This is a genomic window from Stenotrophomonas sp. STEN033, assembly GCF_056856655.1.
Map to the genome: position 1 here is coordinate 69,973 of NZ_JBXFWM010000004.1, position 21,674 is coordinate 91,646.

A 21,674-nucleotide genomic window follows, 5' to 3' on the forward strand; every position below is an offset into this window, starting at 1 on the left:
GCCGCTGCCAAAACCACAACGCCCCTCGCGTTAGCGGGAGGGGCGTTGTCTGTTCAAACCTTGGCGGGCAGTGCTATCAGCGGCTGCCGCCAGCTTCGATACGGTCCAGCGCGGCCTTCAGCTGTGCTGGCGGCAGGTAGCCACCGAGCTGGCTGCCATCGGCAGCAAAGATTGCCGGGGTACCGTTGATGCCCAGCTGCTGGCCCAGGTTGTACTGCATGGCCACCGGATTGGTGCAATTCCTGGCCGGGACCGGCTGGCCGGTCTTGGCGGCGGTCAGCGCGGCCTTGCGGTCGCTGGCACACCAGACCGAGATCATGTCGGTGGCGTCCTTGCTGGCCAGGCCCATGCGCGGGAAGGCCAGGTATTCGACCGCAATGCCATTGCGGTTCAGCTCGGCGATGTCCTGGTGCAGCTTGCGGCAGTAGCCGCACTCGATATCCGTGAACACGCTGATGGTGTGCTTGGCGTTCGGCGGCGCGAAAACGATGCGGTCAGCGTGCGGCAGGGTTTCCAGCAGGCCGCGGCGATAGGCCAGCAGGCCCGGGCTGGTGGCCTGGGTCTTGTTGGCGATGTCATACGGCGTGGTCTGCAGCAGGTAGCGGCCGTCGTCGGTGACATACAGCACCTGCCCGGACACGATGACCTCGCGGAAGCCGGCAAACGGCGCCGCGCCGATGTAATCCGGCTTGAAGTTCGGATCCAGTTCCTTGAGCGCGTCACGCACCCGCTTTTCGACTGCAGCATCGGTGGCCGGAGCTGCGGCGGTAGCAGCGGTCTTGGATGCTGCGGGCTGCTGCGCGCAGGCGGTAAGACTGAGCGCGCCAAACAGCGCGGCAATAGCAAATCGGAACATGGCGACCCATCGAAAGAGAACAGCCGGATTCTCGCACACCGCCCGAATCAGTGTGGGAGCGGCGTCAGCCGCGAAACCCGGACTGCCTGAATACAGGCACCCACCGCAATCTCATGGCCCTTCGGCTTCGCGGCTGACGCCGCTCCCACAAAACAGCCCCCGCGCCGGGGAGACTCAGCCGCGCGGATGGTGGTTGCGGTGCAACTTCTGCAGGTGTTCGCGGGCCACCAGGGTGTAGATCTGGGTGGTGGACAGCGAGCTGTGGCCCAGCAACATCTGCAGCGCGCGCAGATCGGCGCCGTGGTTGAGCAGATGGGTGGCAAAACTGTGGCGCAGGCCGTGCGGGCTGATCTTGCCAGGGTCGATACCCGCTACTGCGGCACAGGCCTTCACCAGCGCCCAGAACTGCTGGCGGCTCAACGGAGTACGGTCCACGTCGACAAACAGCGGCACCTGCCCATCCGGTGTGGCGGCAACCGCCTTGCCACCGGCCAGCAGTGGCCGCGCGGAGGCCAGATAGCGTTCCAGCCAGTACTGCGACTCTTCCCCCAGTGGCACCAGCCGTTCCTTGCTGCCCTTGCCGGTCACCCGCAGCACGCCTTGGCGCAGGTTGACCGCGTTTGCTGGCAGATTGACCAGTTCGCTGACGCGCAGGCCGGCGGCATACATCAGCTCCAGCATCGCACGGTCACGCAGGCCGACCGGGGTGTCCACGTCCGGCGCCGCCAGCAGGGCCTCGACCTGGCTTTCGGCCAGCGCCTTGGGCAGCGAGCGCGGCAGTTTCGGCGATTCCAGCAAGGCCGCAGGGTCTTCGCTGCGCTCACCGCGCTTGAGCGCCTGGGCAAAGAAGGCCCGCAGCACCGACAGCAGGCGCGCGTTGCTACGGGCGGTCCAGCCGTGGCGGGTGCGCCAGGCCAGATAATCAAACAGACCGGCACGATCCACTCCGGCCAAGCCACCTTTGGCCCCGTCGCGCCAGCGCGCCAGGCCTTCCAGATCACGCCGATAACTGTCCAGCGAAGCCCGCGCCAAGCCATGCTCGGCCCAGATCGCGTCCAGGAAGCGCTGGATCACCCGCTCATCATCCGCCCGCAGGGGCGGCAGTTGCTGTACCAGCTGGCGGCGTTCGGCGGGGGTCAGGGCGACGGACATCGCCGCAAGGATAAGCCTTGCATCCCTGCCTGCCCATGCACGCCGGCAGCCACAATCGTATGCTCGGCGCATGAGCCCACCCGCCGCTGCCCCGACGCCCCGCCCCTCCGCACTGCTGCTGCGCCGCCTGGCCGCACTGTTCTACGACCTGTGGCCGGTACTGGCCTTGTGGATGCTGGTCTCGGCACTGTTCACGGTGGGCTATACCTTGGCTGGCCACGCCAGCCGCGACAACATCCACCCATTCAGCGCCCTGCAATGGCTGTTGTGGCTGAGCTGCTGGCTGGTTGCAGGGCTCTACGCCACCGAAAGCTGGAGACGCGGTGGCCAGACCCTGGGCATGCGCCCATGGCGCCTGCGCCTGCAGGCCGCCGACGGGCAGGCACCCAGCCGTGCATTGCTGTGGAAACGCTATGCACTGGGCACGCTGTCATTGTTGCTGGCCGGTGTCGGCTTCATCTGGGCGCTGTTCGATCGCGAACGGCTGACCCTGCACGACCGCCTCAGCGGCACAAGGCTAACCAAACTGTAGTGCCGAGCCATGCTCGGCAGGGCCTTTCCGAACAAACCCACCACCGGTAGTGCCGAGCCATGCTCGGCAAGGGCTTTCCAAACAAACCAACCGCCCTGTAGTGCCGAGCCATGCTCGGCAAGGGCATTACCGGTAAAGCGTCTGCCGAGCAGGGCTCGGCACTACCACACTCAGCCTACCCGTCGTCGCGATAGCCACGCGGAGATCCCCAGCATCATGATCGGTGGCAAGGCATAGGCAATGCGGTAATCAAACTTCAACGCACCTGCCATGCGCCCGAAGAACATCTGCAGCAGCAGGAAGCCCAACGCGAACAACATACCCAGGAACAAGCGCTTGCCCATGCCGCCACTGCGCAGCGAGCCGAACGCGAACGGCACTGCCGCCAGGCACAGCGCCAGCACGTTCAAGGGGTAGAACCAGCGGCTCCAGTAGGTATCTTCGTACTCGCGTGCATCCAACCCGTTGCGCTTGCGGTAGTCGATGCTGGTCTTCAGCTCACCGGCACTGAGGTTGCGCGGCTTGGCCAGGCCCGATGCCAGGGCAGCGGCATCCAACTTGGAGGCCCACTGCTCGCTGGCCAGTTCCTGACGGGTTACCGAGCGTTCGCCGAAGGTATCGCGACGCACACCTTCCAGCACCCAGCCCTGGGTGTCGTGGCGTGCGGCCTTGGCATAGGTCAGGCTCAACAGTCGGCCGTCTTCGCCCAGCTGGTACAGCCGCACATCGTGCAGCAGCAAGGTCGACTGGCCGTCCGCCGCGAGCTGTTCTTCGCCGGTCTGTGCATTGAGGAAGGTATCGCCTTCACGTGCCCACAGACCCGAGTAGCGGGCGGTGGCGATGTCGGTGTTGTAGCGGGCGCTGGTCTTCAGCGCGTCGGCGCGCCCCTGCGCCCACGGCGACAGGGTTTCGCCGTTGATCACCATCAACGCGGTCAGCAGCGACAGCGAGATCGCCACCGATACCGCAATCCGCCGACGCGACAGGCCGACCGCACGCAATGCCGTCAGTTCCGAAGTCGCCGCCAGTTGGCCCAGGCCCATCAGCGCGCCGATCACCGCCGCCATCGGGAACACGGTATAGGCCCGGCGCGGCAAGGTATAGGCCACCCACGCCAGCGCATGGCCGAAACTGTAATGCCCCTGGCCGATCTTCCCGGCCTCGCCGGACAAGGCCATGATGGCATCCAGGCCGAGCAGCACCATCCACACCACCAGCACCGTGAACAACACGGTCCGGCCTACGTAGATGTCATGAATCCGCGGCAGCAGCCTCATGCTGTCGCCCCCGCCCGGCGACGGCCCAGGCGCCCGTCACGGAAGTACAGCCACACCGCCAGCAACAGCAACGGCAAGGTCAACCACCACATGCCGGCCTCCACCGGCAGCTTGCCCGCCGCCAGCCACTGGCGGCCGAGGATGCTCAGGCTTACCCCCACCGTGTAGGCCAGGAAGGCCACCATGATGCGGCCGTAGCGCTGCTGCCGCGGTGCGCTGCGCGCAAGCGGCAGGGTCAGCAGGGCAAAGGCCAGCGCCAGCAACGGTGGGGTGATGCGCCAGTGCAGTTGGGCCTTGGCCTCGGGCCGCCCATCGCCAAGCAGTTGGCGGGTGGACAGCATTTCCGGATCATTCTGGTCACGTACTTCGTCACGGTCCGGCAGCGCCACTTCGTTACGGGCATAGCGCATCAAACGGTAATCCAGGGTGCCGCTCTCCGGGCCTTCAACCCGATAGCCGTCTTCCAGCCGAAGGTAGCGCTGGCGCTCGCCCTCGAAGAACATCGCCCCGCTATTGGCCGATACCACGTCGATACGCCCTTCCTTCTGCCGCTGCATGAACACCTTGCCCATCCTGGTGCCGTCGCCGGCCAGCGACGACAGGTAGACCACGCCACCACCGGCCAGCGGGGTGAACTGACCCGGTTCCAGCCCGGCGACGACCATGCTGCGGCTGGCGTCCTGCAACATGCGCTCGGCGTTGCGATCAGCCCAGGGGCCCAGCCACAGCGAACAGGCCGCGACCAGCGCCACGATAGGCACGGTGAGCAGCAGAATCGGCTTGAGCAGGCGCTTGGGGCCGACGCCGACGCCGGTCAGCACTGCCATTTCCGAATCGCGGTACAGCCGCGCGATCGACAGCGCCAGACCCAGCATCAGGGCCAGGGGCAGGATGATGGGCAGATAGACGATGAACTGCAGTCCCAGCTGGGACAGCATCAAGCCGGCCGGGATGCGCCCGTCGGCAATGCGGCCGAGGATATCGACCAGCACACCACCCATGCTGACGACCAGGAGTACGGTCAAAGTGGCCAGAAAGCTCTGGAGGAAGTCACTCAGAAGGTAGCGGTCAAGCTTCGCCATAGGGTCGGTGGTTTAAACTCTCGGTTTAGTCCGCAGAACGCCCGGCCTCGATGGCCCCGCGTATACAGCCTGCGATTGTACGGATTTGGCAACGGAATCTGATCAATGTCTCTGGAATTCACCCTGAACCACGCCGCCCCGGTCTCCGCCGAGGTGGATTGCGTCATTGTTGGCGCCTACTCTGACAAGACGCTGAGCCCGGCTGCACAGGCCCTGGACGCCGCTTCCGGTGGCCGTCTGGCCGCCCTGGTCGAGCGCGGCGATGTTGGCGGCAAGACCGGCAACACCACCCTGCTGCACGACCTGGCCGGCGTCAGCGCCGCCCGCGTGCTGGTGGTTGGCCTCGGCGACCCGGCCAAGTTCGGCGTGGCCCAGTACCTGAAGGCCGCCGGTGACGCCGCCCGCGCCCTGAAGAGCGGCAATACCCGTAGCGCGCTGTTCACCCTGAACGAACTGCCGATCAAGGACCGCGACGCCGCCTGGAACGTCCGTCAGGCCGTGATCACCGCCAACCACGCCAGCTACCGCTATACCGCCACCCTGGGCAAGAAGAAGCCGGAAGCCCCGGGCCTGGAATCGCTGGCCATCGCCAGCAACGACGAAACCGCGCTGCTGCAGGGCCAGGCCATTGCCGCCGGCGTGGAATACGCCCGCGAGCTGGGCAACCTGCCGCCGAACTACTGCACCCCGGCCTACCTGGCCGAATCCTCGGTCAAGTTTGCCGCCGAGCACGAAGGCGCCGAGGCCGAGATCCTGGACGAGGCGCAGATGGAAGCGCTGGGCATGGGCTCGCTGCTGGCCGTGGCCCGTGGCTCGGCCAACCGCCCCAAGCTGGTGGTGCTGAAGTGGAACAACGGCGGTGACGCCAAGCCCTACGTGCTGGTCGGCAAGGGCATCACCTTCGACACCGGTGGCGTCAACCTGAAGACCCAGGGCGGCATCGAGGAAATGAAGTACGACATGTGCGGTGGCGCCAACGTCATCGGTACCTTCGTCGCCACGGTCAAGGCCAAGCTGCCGTTGAACCTGGTGGTGGTGGTGCCGGCGGTGGAAAACGCCATCGACGGCAACGCCTACCGCCCGTCCGACGTGATCACCTCGATGTCGGGCAAGACCATCGAAGTGGGCAATACCGACGCCGAAGGCCGCCTGATCCTGTGCGATGCGCTGACCTATGCGCAGCGCTTCGAGCCGGCCGCACTGATCGACGTGGCCACCCTCACCGGTGCCTGCATGGTGGCCCTGGGCCACCAGACCGCCGGCCTGATGAGCAAGCACGACGACCTGGCCAACGAGCTGACCGCCGCCGGCGAGCACGTGTTCGACCGCGCCTGGCGCCTGCCGCTGTGGGACGAGTACCAGGGCATGCTGGATTCCAGCTTCGCCGACGTCTACAACATCGGCGGCCGCTGGGCCGGTGCCATCACCGCAGGCTGCTTCCTGTCGCGCTTCACCGAAGGCCAGCGCTGGGCGCACCTGGATATCGCCGGCGTTGCCAGCGACGAAGGCAAGCGCGGCATGGCCACCGGTCGCCCGGTGGGCCTGCTGACCCAGTGGCTGCTGGATCGCGTTGCCTGAGTTATATCCGGGGTTGGAGAACCGGGGGGGGCGTCGCCGGGGGGTGGTCGGGGTGGTTTCCGCCCCAAAACCCCCTCACGCTCACCCCGGTTTTCCAATCCCCTTCTACTTTCTTGTGACCTGATGCGTGCCGACTTCTACCTGATCGCCAAGCCGCGTTTTCTCACCGAACCGTTGAAACTGGTGTGTGAGCTTGCCCGCAAGGCCAATGACGGCGGTCTGTACACGCTGGTGCTGGCCCGCGACCAGGCCCAGGCCGAGGAGCTGGACGAGCTGCTGTGGTCGTTCGACCCGGACGCCTACATCCCGCACCAGATCATCGGCGAGGACGTGGACGAGGAAGAGGCCATCGTGCTGATCGCCACGCCCGGTGCCGACGCGCCGGAGCGACCGCTGGTGATCAACCTGCGCGACGAACCCTACCTGGGTGCCTGCGAGCGGGTGCTGGAAGTGGTGCCGGCCGACCCGGCCGCACGCGAACCGCTGCGTGAACGCTGGCGCCAGTACAAGGCCGCCAACTACACGCTCAACAAGTACGACATGTAAAGGAAGACACGCATGCGCCTGCTGATTGCCATCCTGCTGCCGTGGCTGGCCTTTTTCACCATTGGTCGTCCGATTTCCGGCATTGTCTGTCTCATCCTGCAGATCACCTTGATCGGTTGGCTGCCCGGCGCCATCTGGGCTGCATACGCGGTCAGCCAGTAGCACACCGACCAGAAGATCAAGCGCGCACTGGCGCGCTGATCCCCTCCTCCCGCACTTTCCGGTTTTCCCCGCATGACCCAACTCGCCTCCAGCTACGACCCCAAATCCTTTGAAACCGCGCTCTACGAGTCGTGGGAGAAGGCCGGCCTGTTCAAGCCGTCCGGCAAGGGCGAGCCCTACACCATCCTGCTGCCGCCGCCAAACGTCACCGGCACCCTGCACATGGGCCACGCCTTCCAGCAGACGCTGATGGATGCGCTGATCCGTTACCACCGCATGCGTGGCTACGACACGCTGTGGCAGGTGGGTACCGACCACGCCGGCATCGCCACCGAGATGGTCGTCAGCCGTAACCTGGCGCTGGAAGGCAAGGGTGAAACCCGCGACTCGCTGGGCCGCGATGGCTTCATCGGCAAGGTGTGGGAGTGGAAGGCACATTCGGGCAACGTGATCGAAGGCCAGATGCGCCGCCTCGGCACCTCCGCCGACTGGTCGCGCAGCACCTTCACCATGGACCCGGGCCCGAGCGAGGCGGTGATCGAGTCCTTCATCCGCTGGCACGAGCAGGGCCTGATCTACCGTGGCCAGCGTCTGGTCAATTGGGACCCGGTGCTGAAGACCGCCATTTCCGACCTGGAAGTGGAGAGCGTGGAAGAAGACGGCTTCATGTGGTCGATTGCCTACGCGCTGGAAGACGGCGCCAGCTACGAGCACGTCGAGGTGGATGCCGACGGCAACGAGACCCTGCGCGAAACCCGCACCTCCCTGGTCGTGGCCACCACCCGCCCGGAAACCCTGCTGGGCGACACCGCGGTGATGGTGCACCCGGAAGACAGCCGCTACGCGCACCTGATCGGCAAGCGCGTGACTCTGCCGCTGACCGGCCGCAGCGTGCCGGTGATCGGCGACGACTACGTCGACAAGGCCTTCGGCACCGGCGTGGTCAAGGTAACCCCGGCGCATGACTTCAACGATTACCAGGTCGGCGTGCGTCACAGCCTGCCGATGATCAACCTGTTCACCACCACCGCCACGCTCAACGAGAACGCCCCGGAAAAATACCGTGGCCTGGACCGTTACGAGGCGCGCAAGCTGATCCTGGCCGAACTGGAAGACCTGGGCATCCTGGTCGAAACCAAGGCGCACAAGCTGCAGGTGCCGCGCGGCGACCGCACCGGCCAGGTGATCGAGCCCTACCTCACCGACCAGTGGTTCGTGAAGATGGACGGGCTGGCCAAGCGCGGCCTGGAATTGGTTGAGAACGGCAGCATCAAGTTCGTGCCGGGCAACTGGATCAACACCTACCGCCACTGGATGGAGAACATCCAGGATTGGTGCATCAGCCGCCAGCTGTGGTGGGGCCATCGCATCCCGGCGTGGTTCGACGAAGCGGGCAACTGCTACGTGGGCCGCAACGAAGCCGAGGCCCGCGCCAAGGCCGGGCTGGGCGCCGACGTGGCGCTGACCCAGGACAGCGACGTGCTGGAGACCTGGTTCTCCTCGCAGCTGTGGCCGTTCTCCACCCTGGGTTGGCCGAATGAAGCGGCGATGGCCGAGCGTGGCTTTGAGCGCTACCTGCCGTCGAACGTGCTGATCACCGGCTTCGACATCATCTTCTTCTGGGTGGCGCGCATGATCATGGCCACCGACAGCTTCACCGGCCATATCCCGTTCAAGGACGTCTACATCACCGGCCTGATACGCGACGGCCAGGGCCAGAAGATGTCCAAGTCCAAGGGCAATGTGCTCGATCCGCTGGACATCATCGACGGCATCAGCATCGACGACCTGGTGGCCAAGCGCACCCACGGCCTGATGCAGCCGAAGATGGCCGAGAAGATCGAAAAGGCCACGCGCAAGGAATTCCCGGACGGCATCATCGCCCACGGTGCCGATGCGCTGCGCTTCACCATTGCCGCGCTGGCCACCCATGGCCGCGACATCAAGTTCGACATGAGCCGCGCCGAGGGCTACAAGAACTTCTGCAACAAGCTGTGGAACGCCAGCCGCTTCACCCTGATGAACACCGAGGGCTTCGTGCTCCCCTCTCCCACCGGGAGAGCGGCTGGGGGTGAGGGTGTGCCTGCTGCAAGCACCGATGCCGAGAAGTGGATCTTGGCGCGCCTGGCCAAGGTCGCCGCCGAAGCGCAGCAGCACTTCGCCGACTACCGCTTCGATCTGCTGTCGCAGGCCTTGTACGAATTCGTCTGGAACGAGTTCTGCGATTGGTTCCTGGAGCTGACCAAGCCGGCGCTCAACGGCGACAACGCCGAGGATGCAGCCAGCACCCGCCACACCCTGCTGTACGTGCTGGAAGCGGTGCTGCGCCTGCTGCACCCGCTGACCCCGTTCGTCACCGAGCAACTGTGGCAGCAGGTGGCACCGCGTCTTGGCATTGCAGCCGACTCGCTGTCGCTGCGCAGCTACCCGACCGCAGAGGAATTTGCCGGCGACTACGCGCAGGCCGAAGCCGACGTGGAGTGGTTCAAGACCATGGTCAGCGCCCTGCGCCGCGTGCGCAGCGAGTTGAACGTGCCGCCATCCAAGCAGGTACGCCTGTTGCTGCAGGGTGGCCAGGCGGCGGATCGTGCACGTGTCGAACGCTTCGCGTCGCAGCTGCGCTTCCTGCTCAAGCTGGAAAGCATTGATTGGTTGGCCGGCGATGCAGTGACGCCGCCGGCCGCGGCCGCGATTGTCGGTGAGCTCAAGTTGCTGGTGCCGTTGGAAGGCCTGGTCGATCTGGATGCCGAGCGTGCGCGCCTGGACAAGGAAATCGCCCGCGTGTCCGCCGAGAAGGAAAAGAGCGAGACCAAGCTGTCCAAGTTCACCGACAAGGTGCCGGCAGCGGTGGTTGAACAGGAGCGCGTGCGCCTGCTCGACTGGAACAGCCAGCTGGCAGGCCTGCAGGAACAGCGTGCGAAGCTGTAAGGCTTGTTGTTTGTCTTGAGAAACGCCGCCTTCGGGCGGCGTTTTCTTTTGTGCTTGTTGGGTGCTGGCAAGCACCCTGCCCAGAGCGAAGAGCGCCCTCATCCGCCCGGTCGGGCACCTTCTCCCGCAGGCGGGAGAAGGGAATGCAATGCACCATGCACTTCTGCGGTGTCACTGAGCAACCGGCTTTACGTGCTTTGGCTTTGGCTTTGGCTTTGGCTCGCACGTGATCGCGCGACGACCACATCACAGCGCTCAACTCGTTGCTGTCCCTTCTCCCGCAGGCGGGAGAAGGGAATGCAATGCACCATGCACTTCTGCGGTGTCACTGAGCAATCGGCTTTACGTGCTTTGGCTTTGGCTTTGGCTTTGGCTTTGGCTTTAGCTCGCGCGTGATCGCACGGCGAACCCATCACAGCGCACAAATCGTTGTTGTCCCTTCTCCCGCTTGCGGGAGAAGGTGCCCGTCAGGGCGGATGAGGGGGCTTCTGCCTTCTGCCTTCTGCCTTTTGCCTTTTGCCTTCTGCCTTTTGCCTTTTGCCTTTTTGCTCCCCCCGATCCCAGCTACCCTCCCCCAACACCCAAGCCATCACCCACCATGTCCCTGGGCATCTTCTGCGCCGTCCTGTTCGCCGCCCTGCTCCATGCCAGTTGGAACGCCATCGTCAAACTGGGCGGCGACAAGCTGCTGACCACCATCCTGGTCACCGGCTGGGCCGCGGTGCTCTCAGCCACCGTCCTGCCCTGGTTGCCACTACCGGCAACGGACAGCTGGCCTTGGCTCGCAGCCTCTGCCGCGCTGCAGACCGGCTACTACCTGTTGGTCGCCCGCGCCTACCACAGCGCCGACATGAGCCTGTCCTACCCCTTGATGCGCGGCTGCACACCGCTGCTGGTCGCCATCGCCGGCACGTGGTTGTTCGACGAGCGGTTGCCTACCACTGCCTGGGCCGGCATCGCCCTGATCAGTACCGGCATCCTGTGCATGGCCGGCGCCAGCAAGGCACACAGCATCCGCCTGCCCCTGTGCATCGCCATGGTCATCGCCACCTACACCCTGGTCGACGCGCAGGGCGCGCGCCTGTCCGGCAATGCGCTGAGCTATACGCTGTGGCTGTTCCTGCTGTCCGGCCTGCCGCTGCCAATCTGGGCCTTGTTCGCCCGTCGCCAGCAGTTGCAGGGCTATCTGCGCGGCAACTGGCAGCGCGGGCTGGTGGGCGGCTTCGGCACGACCGCCTCGTATGCAATCGCGCTGTGGGCAATGACACGGGCGCCGGTCGCCGTCATCGCCGCACTGCGCGAAACCTCCATCCTGTTCGCGCTGCTGATTTCCGCGTTGCTGCTCAAAGAACACATCAGCCGCAGGCGATTGCTTGCCGCGTTGCTGATCATTGCCGGTGTGGTGCTGTTGCGGCTGGCGTAGGCACACCTGTACCCGCTGATGCTCAGAGCGGCGGCATCACGCTGATGTCGTCGTCCACCAGCTCCATCGCCATCACCAGCGCGTCCTCACGCCCACTCACCAGCGGGTAGTAACGCGGGCGCCGGCCAATCTCGTTGAAGCCCTCGCTGTGATACAGCGCAATGGCCGGAGCATTGGAGGGCCGCACTTCCAGGAACACGCGCAACGCGCCGCGCTGGCGGGCGATACGCACCAACTCGCGCAACAACCGGCGGCCATGGCCGCGTGACTGGCACAGCGGGTCCACGCACACGTTGAGTACATGCGCCTCATCGGCGGCAAGACTCAGCACGGCGTAGCCGACGATGTCGGTCCCTTGCACCAGCACCCGGCTGGGATAGTCCGCACGCAGGCAATCCTGGAAGATGCCGCGCGTCCACGGGAAGGGATAGGCGCGCAGTTCCACCTCCATCACCGCGTCCAGATCCCCCTCGTACATCGGACGCAGGACCGACCCCGAGGCGCTCATTGCCGTGATTTCCGCCGCAACGCACGCAGTTGCGGCCACAGCGCGCGCTTGGCCGCGGGGTTGGCGCGCAGCTCGGCCAGGGGCCAACTGTCCATCAGCGCCCGCGTCTGCGGGTCATTCGGATTGCAGCCGGAAGCGCGCAACAGGGCAATCTGCAACCGATCCGGCATGCGCAGGCCGCCACTGCGACGAACACCGGCGGTCGTGCTGGCGGCAAACACCGGCGCTGGCGCGGTACTCGGTGCCGGCGGTGGCTTGCTTGCCATTTCACGCGGCGCCGCAGCCGCGGCCGGCTGCGCCGGCAGCACATGTGGCGGCGCCGGTTCGACCGCTACCGGACCGGCGTCAATGCCTGGCGCAGCCGCGGCCGGCGGCGCATCCAGCGCCCCGCCCTCGAGATAGACCGTATAGCCCATCGCCTGCAGCCATGCCTGCTGCTCAGGCGTCCACGCCGGTGCGGGCGAGAAACCGATCACTGCACCTTGCCGGCCGGCTGCCGCCAGCGCTGCAACAGCCACATCACCGGACCGGACAGCGCGTAGATCACACCGACCACCAACAAGGTACGTGCCGGGTCCAGCACCACGATGGAAATCACAATGGGCACCAGGGCCAGCACCACGAAGGGGACGCGCTCAGAGCGCGGGCCCTTCTCGCCACCGCCCTTGAAGCTCCAGAAACGGATCCGGCTGACCATCAGCAGGCCCGCCACGATGGTCACGCCCAGCGCCACGTAACGCAGCTCATCGCCACTCCAGCCAAGCCCGCCATCGGCGAAGGCCCAGACGAAGGACATCATCAAACCGGCGGCGGCCGGGCTGGCCAGGCCGACAAACCAGCGCTTGTCGACCGTGCCCACCTGGGTATTGAAACGGGCCAGGCGCAGTGCCGCGCAGGCCGCATACAGGAAAGCCGCCGACCAGCCGACCCGACCCAGCACGTCGCCATCGAACTTCAACGAGGACAGCGCCCAGTGGTACATGACCAGCGCCGGCGCCATGCCGAAGCTGACCAGGTCGGCCAGGGAGTCGTACTGCACGCCGAATTCGCTGCTGGTACCGGTCAAGCGCGCAACCCGGCCGTCCAGCCCGTCCATCACCGCCGCCACGAACACGGCGACGCTGGCGTTGACGAACTGGCCGTTGGAAGCGGCAATGATCGCGTAAAACCCGGCAAACAGGCCGGCAGTGGTGAACAGGTTCGGGAGCAGGTAGATGCTGCGCGAACGCGGTGGTGGTCTCAATTCGTCCATACCGACCAGTTTAATCGACTTGCCAGCCACGTCACCGGGTGCTGCAATCGGCCCCTGCCCCGTTCCGGCGTCTGGAGTTACCATGCTCACCCTGCCCCGCCTCTGCTGCCTGCTCCTGCTCGGCACCGCTGCCACAGCCAGCGCCGCAAATCTGTACAAGTGGAAGGACGCCAATGGCGTCACCCAGTACTCGGAACGGCCGCCGACCGGCAAGCAGTACGAGACCCGCCGCATCACCGCCAGCGGCGCTTCTACCGCCGAGCCTGCCGCAGCCGCCGAATCCGCCGAATCGGAACAGTGCCTGGGCGCGCGCAGGAACCTGGAGCTGCTGAACGGCAGCGCCCCGGTCATGCACGATACCGATGGTGACGGCAAGCCCGATACCGCGCTGGACGACACCCAGCGCGGTGCGCAGAAGCAGCTGGCCGAGGCGGCGGCGGCCGCCTATTGCAAGCCTGCACCGAAGAAGTAAGCCTTCGGGACCGGGGCTGACGGGGTTATGGGATGCCAGCGGCACAAGCCGCGACGCCCATCGCCCCGCCGCCGCCAGCGTTATCTGGCAACGCGAGTTTCTCGCAGCTTCGCGGCTTCCACAGCGCTGATGGGCCCCTGGCAAGGCCCCTGCCGAGCATGGCTCGGCACTACGCCCTGCCGCCCTACCCCGTTGGTGGCGGTGCGAGTGGGCTGCAAGGCTGGCAAAATAGGGGATCGTCCGTTTTGCGAAGCCCCCCTGCCATGCGCCTTTCCCGCTTCCACCTGCATACCACCAAGGAAACCCCCGCCGACGCCGAACTGGTCAGCCACCGGCTGATGCTGCGCGCGGGCATGATCCGCAAGCTGGCATCGGGCCTGTATACCTGGTCGCCGCTGGGCCTGCGGGTGCTGCGCAAGGTGGAAACCATCGTCCGCGAGGAAATGAACCGCGCCGGTGCGGTGGAGCTGCAGCTGCCGACCATCCAGCCCAAGGAACTGTGGGAAGAAACCGGTCGCTGGGAGAAATTCGGCGGCCAGTTGCTGAAAATCAAGGACCGCAAGGAGCAGGAATACTGCTACAGCCCCACCGCGGAAGAGGCCATTACCGACTTCGCCCGCCAGGAACTGTCCAGCTACAAGCAGCTGCCGGTCAATTTCTACCAGGTGCAGACCAAGTTCCGTGACGAAATCCGCCCGCGTTTTGGTGTGATGCGCTCGCGCGAGTTTCTGATGAAGGATGCCTATTCCTTCCATCTGGACGACGCCAGCCTGGTCGCCGAATATGAAAACATGAAGGCCGCCTACAGCCGCATCTTCACCCGCCTGGGCCTGGAGTTCCGCGCAGTGCAGGCCGACTCGGGCGCCATCGGTGGCGATGCCTCGCAGGAATTCCATGTCATCGCTGATTCGGGCGAAGACGCACTCGTGTTTTCCACCGGCTCGGATTACGCGGCCAACGTGGAAGCGGCGATTGCCGCCGACCCGGCAGCGCGCGGCGCCGCCAGCGAGGAACTGCGCAAGATCGACACCCCCACCCAGAAGACCTGCGAGGAAGTGGCCGCGCTGATGGGGATCGCCCTGCTGCGCACGGTCAAGTCGATTGCACTGATGACCACCAAGAATGAATTCGTACTGGCCCTAGTCCGCGGCGACCATGAGGTCAACGAAATCAAACTGGCCAAGGTGGCTGGCCTGGCCGATTACCGCATGGCCAGCGAGGCCGAGATTGCCGATTATCTCGGCAGCGAGCCCGGTTTCCTGGGACCGTTGAATGCGCGCAAGCCGATCCGCGTGGTGGCAGACCGTGAAGTTGCGGCCATGGCCGATTTTGTCGTCGGCGCCAATGAGAAAGGTCTGCATATTGCCGGCGTCAACTGGGGCCGCGACCTGGCAGAGCCGGAAGTAGCCGATATCCGCAACGTCAAGGCCGGCGACCGCGCCCGTGATGGCGGCGAGTTGAAGATTACCCGCGGCATCGAAGTCGGCCACGTATTCCAGTTGGGCCGCCAATATGCACAGGCATTGAAGGCGACCGTACTGGATCAGAACGGCAAGGCCGCGGTGATGGCGATGGGCTGTTATGGCATCGGGGTATCGCGCATCGTCGCCGCCGCCATCGAGCAGAACCACGACGACGCCGGCATTATCTGGCCGGTCAGCATGGCACCGTGGCAAGCGGTGGTCTGCATGATCAACCCGAAACAGGACCCGGCGGTCAGCGCCGCTGCCGAGGCGCTGCTGGCCGAACTGCAGGCCGCCGGCGTGGATGCCGCGCTGGACGACCGCGGCCTGCGCCCGGGCCAGATGTTCGCCGACATGGAGCTGATCGGCATCCCGCATCGCATCGTGGTATCCGAGCGCGGCCTGGCGGCAGGAACCGTCGAGTACCGCGCACGCAATGCCAGCGAAGCAGAGAATCTGGATAAGGCCGCGGCGATCAGCAGGATCATCGGCTGAGATTGATCGCTTATAACGCCGGGACATTGTCCCGGCGTTTTCATTTCCGGATAACATGTAAAACGCTATTAATTTGTCATTCCCGTTATCAGCCCGCTATGCTTTGCCGCGCTGCCACGGAATGGCATACACCCCCAACCCATTATCCGGAGTAGTTATTCGATGAGTATTGACCTGTCCCAGCTGTCGGCCAAAGAGCTGGCCGTTCTGATCCGCGACGCACAGAAGCGCAAGACCGTTGTCGCCAAGCGCCAGCCGATTGCCAAGGCCCGCGCCCTGGTAGCCGCTGCCGCCAAGAAGGCTGGTTATACCGTCGAAGAGCTGTTCGGTACCGGCGCTGCCGCCGCAGTGAAGGCCCCGCGTGGTGCCAAGGCCAGCAAGGGCGCCGCCAAGACCGGCCGCAAGCTGCCGAAGGTTGAGCCGAAGTACCGCAACCCGGCCAATGCCGCCGAGACCTGGACCGGCCGGGGCAAGCAGCCGCGCTGGTTGGCCGAATACACCAAGGCTGGCCGCAAGGTTGAAGATTTCCTGATCCAGAAGTAATAACTCTGGAATATGGATTACAAGACGCCGGCAACTGCCGGCGTTTTCTTATTGCAATTTGGGTAACCCCACTAGTTACAAACGCATTTCTGCCTGCAACCGCAGCGCAACGAACAACAAAGCAGCGCGGGCAAGCGCAGCGCACCCGGGAAAACCGGTTCGATTGGTCCTGCAGGTAATCCGCGAACAGCGCCGGCCGCGCTGCGCTTACCCGCACTGCACAGGTGCATGCAGCCAGCACAGTGGCTGCTGGCAACGCCTCTCAATTAGCCCAGCCACGCCTTCCAGCCGTTACAGATTCTTGCGCGCCGGCACCAGCAGGTTGCCGAACAACAGGCCTGCCACCAGGGCCATCACTACATTGACCACGGTCAACAGCGCCGATTCGCCGGCACTCACATTCTGCTGCTGGATCAGGCTCAAGACCCCACGCAGGCTGGTACTGCCCGGCACCAGCATGATGATGCCGGGCAGGCGCACGATGGCACCGGGGCGCTGCACGATGCGCCCGAACAGATTGCCTGCGGCCGTCACCGTCATCGCCGCCAGAAAGATGCCCGCAGGCGCGCCCCACAACTGCCCGCCATAACGGGAAATGGCGTAGCCGGCCACCGAGGCGGCCATGACCCATGGGTAATCGCGCTTGCTGGCGCGGAACAACATCGCAAACGCAAACGAAGCGACGAGCACCGAGCCCCATTCCACCCAGTTGGATTGTGGCCGCGAGGCACGGATCACCGGTTCCAGACCGATGGAATTGGCGATGGTCACCGCGATCATCGCCCCCACCGTCAGTTTCATGATGGTGGTCAGTGCACCGGCAAAGCGTGCCGTGCCGGATACCCAATGGCCACTGGCCAGTTCGTTGACCGAGTTGGTCAACGCCATGCCGGGCAGCAGCACCACCAGCGAGGCGATGATGGTGGAATTCATGTTCAACGGCCCGATGAAGCTGGCCACCAGCACCGCCACGAAACCCGCCAACAACGCCGCCAGGGCTTCGCCGGCCTCGCGCGTGGCCACCCGGCGGTCGGTATAGAACAGCATCAGGCCGATCAGCAGGCCGGTAATACCCGCGGTGGCGATGTCCAGCCACGGCAGCCGCCACAAGCCGGCCACGCCCGCCGAGCCCAGGGTGAAGGACGCCAGCAGTTGGATCTTGCTGCGCAGCCCGCCGTCCTTGTCGAGCTGTCGCAGTGCGGTATGCCCCTGCGCGATCGACATCTGCCCGGCTGAGACCGCGTCGGCGATCTGGTCGGCCATCGCCAGTTTGTGCAGATTGGTGTCGCCCGGCCCCAGCCGGATAACGCGGGTAATGTCGCTGGAACCGATGGCGCGGGTCGGATCGCTGAAACTGAGGATCAAACCGGTCGGGTTCGACCACGGCTCGCAGTCCAGGTCCAGCTGTTGCGCCAGCGCTACCACCGCCGCCTCCAGACGCTGGGCGGTTGTGCCATAACTGTGCAGGCGCCCGGCCATCTCCGAAACGAAGGCCACACGTTGCGCGTAGGTAGCGCGGTTGGAAGCAGTGGCCGGGACGGCGGCAAGGGTTTCGGCAGACATGGCCGCTAGTATCACCTGAAGCGGATGAAATACTCATCCGGCTTGAAGGGCTGGCGTGTTATTCTCCGTAGCCAATGGTCACCATGAAAGACATTCCCCCGCCCAATTGCGTACTCCCCGCCGACGCGGATGGCCTGCTCAGGCTTTCCGGCAACTGGACCTTGGCCACCGCGCTGCGTTCGGGCGAGATACTGCACGCGCAGACCGGGGCCGTGACCGGCATCGATGCGCGCGGGATCGATCGCCTCGACTCGGCCGGGGTGCTGTTGTTGCTGCGCTATGCGCACAAGCTGGGGTTGCCGGATGATGCGCTGCAGTTCCGCGCCGACCACCAGGCGCTGGTCTGCACCATCGAGGAAGTCGCCGACGAACGGCCCAAGCCGCAGCGTGACTTCGGCGTGGCCGCAGCGCTGGACCGTCTTGGCCGCTCGGTGCATGCCATCGCCGGCAACATCGTCGTGCTGGTCAATTTCCTTGGTGAGAACCTGGCCAAACTGGCAAGGCTGATCCGCCAGCCACGGCGCTTCCGGCTCACCGCGGCGGTCAACCAGATGGAAGAGGTCGGCCTGAACGCAGTGCCGCTGGTGGCCTTGCTGTCGTATCTGGTGGGTGCGGTGATCGCCTTCCTCGGCTCCACCATCCTGCGCGACTTCGGCGCCGAGATCTACGTGGTGGAGCTGGTCTCCATCGCCTTCCTGCGCGAGTTCGCGGTACTGCTCACCGCCATCGTGCTGGCCGGCCGCACCGCCAGCGCCTTCACCGCGCAGATCGGTGCGATGAAGGCACGCGAGGAAATCGATGCCATCCAGACCCTGGGCCTGGACCCGATCGACCTGCTGGTGCTGCCACGCGTGGTTGCCTTGCTGATCATGCTGCCCTTGCTGACCTTCATCGCGATGATCGCCGGCCTGGCCGGCGGCGTCACCGTTGGCGCGTTCGACCTGGATATCCCGCCGCAGATGTACCTGGCGCGCATGCACGACACCATCGAAGTGCGGCACATGCTGGTTGGCCTGTCCAAGGCGCCGGTGTTCGCGTTGATCATCGCCCTGATCGGCTGCCTGGAAGGCCTGAAGGTGGAAGGCACGGCGCAATCGGTGGGCGAACGTACCACCTCCAGCGTGGTGCAGACGATCTCGCTGGTCATCATCCTCGACGCGCTGGCCGCGTTGTGGTTCATGCATATGGGCTGGTAAGGCGATGGACACGACCGAAGACGCCACCACCGGCAGCAGCGACCTGGCCATCCGCGTGCGCGGGCTGGTCAATCGCTTTGGCAGCCAGACCGTGCACGACGGCCTGGATCTGGACGTCCGCCGCGGCGAAATCCTCGGCGTGGTTGGCGGCTCGGGCACCGGCAAATCGGTGTTGATGCGCTCCATCCTCGGCCTGCGCACGCCCGATGCCGGGCAGATCGAGGTGCTGGGCGTGGATGCGCGTTCGGGCAATCCCGCCGACCGCCTGCGCATCGAGCGCAATACCGGCGTGCTGTTCCAGGACGGCGCGCTGTTTTCCTCGCTGACGGTGGGCGAGAACGTGCAGGTGCCGCTGAAGGAGCACCATCCCGAACTCAGCGAGCGCTGGCATTACGAACTGGCCCTGCTGAAAGTGAAACTGGCAGGCCTGCCCGCCGATGCCATCAGCAAACTGCCCTCGCAACTCTCCGGCGGCATGCGCAAGCGCGCCGGGCTTGCCCGTGCGCTGGCGCTGGATCCGCCGCTGCTGTTCCTGGACGAACCCACCGCCGGCCTCGACCCGATAGGTGCGGCCGCGTTCGACCACCTGATCAAGACCCTGCAGGAAGCGCTGGGCCTGACCGTGTTCCTGATCACCCACGACCTGGACACGCTCTACGCCATCTGCGACCGCGTCGCGGTACTGGCCGACCACAAGGTCATCGCCAACGCCCCATTGCCCGAGATTGAACAACTCGACCACCCGTGGATACGCGAATACTTCCACGGCCCCCGCGCCCGCGCCGCGCGCGGCCTCCAGCACGAGCCCGCTTGATATGGAAACCAAAGCCAACTACGTCCTGATCGGTGCCTTCACCCTGCTCATCGGCGTTGCCCTGCTCGCCTTTGGACTATGGGCGGCCAAATACTCTTCCGACCGCACCTGGCAGGAATACCGGGTGGTATTCACCGAGGCGGTAACCGGCCTGTCAGTGGGCAGCCCGGTGCAATACAACGGCATCGCGGTTGGCTCGATCACCGAGCTGACGCTGGCCCCGGATGACCCGCGCAAGGTGGTGGCCAAGCTGCGGCTCAACTCCACCACCCCGGTGAAGACCGATACCCGCGCCAAGCTGGCCATCACCAGCCTGACCGGTCCGTCGATCATCCAGCTCAGCGGCGGCACGCCGCAGGCTGCCGCGCTCACCGCGGTCAGCAAAGAGCCGGTGCCGACCATCGCCGCCGCGCCCTCGGCCCTGCAGAACATCACCGACGTCGCCAACCGCGTAGTCGAGCGCATGGACGAACTGCTCAGCGATGAGAACGTCCGCAAGATCACCACCACGCTTGCCCATCTGGAAACCATCAGCGGCGGTCTGGCCGATCGCGACGAAGGCACCCAGGCCCTGCTCATCGAAGCCCGCGATGCGGCGCGCAACCTCAACGTCACCCTGGGTTCGGCCAATGGCGCCATCAAGAACCTGGACGAGAACGTGCTGCGGGAACTGCCGGCGACCATGGACAAGCTGGATGCCAGCCTGGCCAAGCTCGACTCGGCGGCCGGCAATGCCGATGCCATCCTTGGCGAGAACCGCGCGGCCATCAACAGTTTTGCCAATGATGGCCTGGCCCAGCTCGGCCCGACCCTGACCGAACTGCGCGGCCTGATCCGCGACCTGCGCCGGGTCAGTGACCGGCTGGAGAACAATCCGGCACGCTACCTGCTCGGCCGCGATGCCCCGAAGGAGTTCGAACCCAAATGAAGCGCATTCCCCTGATCAAGCTGCTCGCACCCGTCTGCCTGCTGGCCCTGGCCGGCTGCTCGGTATTGGCCGGCGGTGACCGCCAGTCCACCACCATCTACGCGCCGCAGGTGCGAGTACAGGCCGATCCGGCGTGGCCGCAGGTGAGCTGGCAGCTGGCCGTCGCCAAGCCCAGCGCCGCCCGCCTGATCGACAGCCCACGCATCAACGTGCGGCCGACGCCGGGCGAACTGGAGGTCTATCGTGGCGCGACCTGGTCGCAGCCGGCCACCGATATCCTGGAAGACACCTTGCTACGCGGCTTCGAGGATTCGGGAAAGATCGAGGCCGTTGCGCGCATCGCCACCGGCATCCGCTCGGACTACAAGCTGACCACCGACCTGCGCCGCTTCGAATCGGATTACCGCGGCGGCGACGTGCCGGCGGCCACCATCGAACTCAACGCAAAGCTCATCCACAGCCTGGACCAGCGCGTGGTTGCCGCCCGCACCTTCGTCGTTGCCGAACCGGCTACCGGCGCCGAGATCAGCAGCGTCGCCGCTGCCTTCGAAACCGCGTTGCACAAGACCAGCAGCGAACTGATCGGCTGGACCCTGCTCAGCGGCCAAGCGGATTCCCAACGCGGCAAGGCCATTCCAGCCCGGCCCTAGCGCCACTCTCAGCGTGGCCTTCCCACCTCCGAGCAATGGTCCCCCCTCGGCGGTGGCGAGGCATCCACCCTGGTCGAAGCTACACGCAACAAATCGCGTCCCGAAGTCATGCTGTCAGCCACCCGCGCATGGTGATCTGCTGACCGCATCTACGTGCACTGTCCAGATTGCTCACCCCCAAGACCCGATCCGGCGGAACCCCGGCAGTCATGCGCCTTTCCGCAGGGTGTGCCGATGTAGCTCCGTCCAGTAGA

Annotated in this window: 20 protein-coding genes and 1 pseudogene; 13 read left to right on the forward strand and 8 right to left on the reverse strand. The window is 65.4% G+C overall.

Features of this window, described 5'->3' with window-relative positions:
- Nucleotides 1-76: 76 nt before the first annotated feature.
- Together AC1VXC_RS02710 and xerD are read right to left on the reverse strand one after the other, a co-directional pair.
- Entirely contained in the window at nucleotides 77-856 is a 780-nt protein-coding gene (locus AC1VXC_RS02710) for a DsbC family protein (protein WP_481528029.1), read from the reverse strand.
- 174 nt (nucleotides 857-1,030) lie between these two features.
- Entirely contained in the window at nucleotides 1,031-2,008 is a 978-nt protein-coding gene (xerD, locus tag AC1VXC_RS02715; protein WP_482994996.1) for a site-specific tyrosine recombinase XerD, read from the reverse strand.
- A gap of 70 nt (nucleotides 2,009-2,078) precedes the next feature.
- On the opposite strand from xerD, the gene AC1VXC_RS02720 reads away from it, so the two are divergent.
- The gene (locus AC1VXC_RS02720; protein WP_481528031.1) at nucleotides 2,079-2,540 is read left to right on the forward strand and encodes an RDD family protein; all 462 of its coding nucleotides are present in this window, start codon (nucleotides 2,079-2,081) and stop codon (nucleotides 2,538-2,540) included.
- A gap of 170 nt (nucleotides 2,541-2,710) precedes the next feature.
- Here the strand turns inward: AC1VXC_RS02720 and lptG are convergent, their stop codons facing one another.
- The gene (lptG, locus tag AC1VXC_RS02725; protein WP_313172456.1) at nucleotides 2,711-3,817 is read right to left on the reverse strand and encodes an LPS export ABC transporter permease LptG; all 1,107 of its coding nucleotides are present in this window, start codon (nucleotides 3,815-3,817) and stop codon (nucleotides 2,711-2,713) included.
- The gene (gene lptF / locus AC1VXC_RS02730; RefSeq protein ID WP_313172458.1) at nucleotides 3,814-4,899 is read right to left on the reverse strand and encodes an LPS export ABC transporter permease LptF; all 1,086 of its coding nucleotides are present in this window, start codon (nucleotides 4,897-4,899) and stop codon (nucleotides 3,814-3,816) included. Before lptF ends, lptG begins: the two co-directional genes overlap by 4 nt.
- 105 nt (nucleotides 4,900-5,004) lie before the next feature.
- On the opposite strand from lptF, the gene AC1VXC_RS02735 reads away from it, so the two are divergent.
- From AC1VXC_RS02735 to AC1VXC_RS02755, 5 genes are all read left to right on the forward strand, one after another.
- Complete coding sequence (locus AC1VXC_RS02735; protein ID WP_313172460.1) at nucleotides 5,005-6,477, forward strand: leucyl aminopeptidase; 1,473 nt, start codon at nucleotides 5,005-5,007, stop codon at nucleotides 6,475-6,477.
- 120 nt (nucleotides 6,478-6,597) lie between these two features.
- Nucleotides 6,598-7,023 (forward strand): DNA polymerase III subunit chi, encoded by a 426-nt coding sequence (locus AC1VXC_RS02740; RefSeq protein ID WP_313495938.1) that lies wholly within the window; start codon nucleotides 6,598-6,600, stop codon nucleotides 7,021-7,023.
- 12 nt (nucleotides 7,024-7,035) lie between these two features.
- The gene (locus tag AC1VXC_RS02745; protein WP_481538437.1) at nucleotides 7,036-7,185 is read left to right on the forward strand and encodes a YqaE/Pmp3 family membrane protein; all 150 of its coding nucleotides are present in this window, start codon (nucleotides 7,036-7,038) and stop codon (nucleotides 7,183-7,185) included.
- 72 nt (nucleotides 7,186-7,257) lie between these two features.
- On the forward strand, nucleotides 7,258-10,113 hold the full coding sequence (locus AC1VXC_RS02750) for a valine--tRNA ligase (protein ID WP_481538438.1): 2,856 nt from the start codon (nucleotides 7,258-7,260) through the stop codon (nucleotides 10,111-10,113).
- A gap of 598 nt (nucleotides 10,114-10,711) precedes the next feature.
- Nucleotides 10,712-11,536, forward strand: a complete 825-nt coding sequence (locus AC1VXC_RS02755; protein ID WP_481538439.1) for an EamA family transporter — start codon at nucleotides 10,712-10,714, stop codon at nucleotides 11,534-11,536.
- A gap of 22 nt (nucleotides 11,537-11,558) precedes the next feature.
- On the opposite strand, the gene rimI is transcribed toward AC1VXC_RS02755, so the two are convergent.
- The 3 genes from rimI to pssA are packed head-to-tail and all read right to left on the reverse strand — an operon-like array spanning nucleotide 11,559 to nucleotide 13,296.
- Nucleotides 11,559-12,053 (reverse strand): ribosomal protein S18-alanine N-acetyltransferase, encoded by a 495-nt coding sequence (gene rimI / locus AC1VXC_RS02760; RefSeq protein WP_313172663.1) that lies wholly within the window; start codon nucleotides 12,051-12,053, stop codon nucleotides 11,559-11,561.
- Nucleotides 12,041-12,460, reverse strand: a complete 420-nt coding sequence (locus tag AC1VXC_RS02765) for an alanine acetyltransferase (RefSeq protein ID WP_481538477.1) — start codon at nucleotides 12,458-12,460, stop codon at nucleotides 12,041-12,043. Before AC1VXC_RS02765 ends, rimI begins: the two co-directional genes overlap by 13 nt.
- Before the next feature lie 56 nt (nucleotides 12,461-12,516).
- Nucleotides 12,517-13,296, reverse strand: a complete 780-nt coding sequence (gene pssA, locus AC1VXC_RS02770) for a CDP-diacylglycerol--serine O-phosphatidyltransferase (RefSeq protein ID WP_313172666.1) — start codon at nucleotides 13,294-13,296, stop codon at nucleotides 12,517-12,519.
- A gap of 82 nt (nucleotides 13,297-13,378) precedes the next feature.
- Here pssA and AC1VXC_RS02775 point away from each other — a divergent pair, with 82 nt between their 5' ends.
- The 3 genes and pseudogenes from AC1VXC_RS02775 to AC1VXC_RS02785 all read left to right on the forward strand — a co-directional run.
- Nucleotides 13,379-13,768, forward strand: a complete 390-nt coding sequence (locus AC1VXC_RS02775) for a DUF4124 domain-containing protein (protein WP_481538440.1) — start codon at nucleotides 13,379-13,381, stop codon at nucleotides 13,766-13,768.
- A gap of 263 nt (nucleotides 13,769-14,031) precedes the next feature.
- Nucleotides 14,032-15,726, forward strand: a complete 1,695-nt coding sequence (locus AC1VXC_RS02780; RefSeq protein WP_481538441.1) for a proline--tRNA ligase — start codon at nucleotides 14,032-14,034, stop codon at nucleotides 15,724-15,726.
- Between the two features lie 162 nt (nucleotides 15,727-15,888).
- Nucleotides 15,889-16,266, forward strand: a pseudogene (locus AC1VXC_RS02785) (H-NS histone family protein); the annotation flags it as partial.
- A 294-nt stretch (nucleotides 16,267-16,560) separates the two neighbouring features.
- On the opposite strand, the gene AC1VXC_RS02790 reads toward AC1VXC_RS02785, so the two are convergent.
- Nucleotides 16,561-17,832, reverse strand: coding sequence for a threonine/serine exporter family protein (locus AC1VXC_RS02790; protein ID WP_313172471.1), 1,272 nt, complete (start codon nucleotides 17,830-17,832; stop codon nucleotides 16,561-16,563).
- Between the two features lie 83 nt (nucleotides 17,833-17,915).
- On the opposite strand from AC1VXC_RS02790, the gene AC1VXC_RS02795 reads away from it, so the two are divergent.
- Genes AC1VXC_RS02795 through AC1VXC_RS02810 form a run of 4 tightly spaced genes read left to right on the forward strand, consistent with a single transcriptional unit; the run spans nucleotide 17,916 to nucleotide 21,420 of the window.
- Nucleotides 17,916-19,028: an ABC transporter permease gene (locus AC1VXC_RS02795; protein WP_313172473.1), complete on the forward strand. Its 1,113-nt coding sequence runs from the start codon at nucleotides 17,916-17,918 to the stop codon at nucleotides 19,026-19,028.
- A 4-nt stretch (nucleotides 19,029-19,032) separates the two neighbouring features.
- Nucleotides 19,033-19,842, forward strand: a complete 810-nt coding sequence (locus tag AC1VXC_RS02800) for an ABC transporter ATP-binding protein (protein WP_313172474.1) — start codon at nucleotides 19,033-19,035, stop codon at nucleotides 19,840-19,842.
- A 1-nt stretch (nucleotide 19,843) separates the two neighbouring features.
- Complete coding sequence (locus AC1VXC_RS02805) at nucleotides 19,844-20,770, forward strand: MlaD family protein (RefSeq protein WP_481538442.1); 927 nt, start codon at nucleotides 19,844-19,846, stop codon at nucleotides 20,768-20,770.
- Nucleotides 20,767-21,420 carry an ABC-type transport auxiliary lipoprotein family protein gene (locus AC1VXC_RS02810; RefSeq protein WP_481538443.1) on the forward strand — a complete coding sequence of 218 codons (654 nt, stop codon included), beginning with the start codon at nucleotides 20,767-20,769 and terminating at the stop codon, nucleotides 21,418-21,420. Before AC1VXC_RS02805 ends, AC1VXC_RS02810 begins: the two co-directional genes overlap by 4 nt.
- The last annotated feature ends 254 nt before the right edge of the window (nucleotides 21,421-21,674 follow it).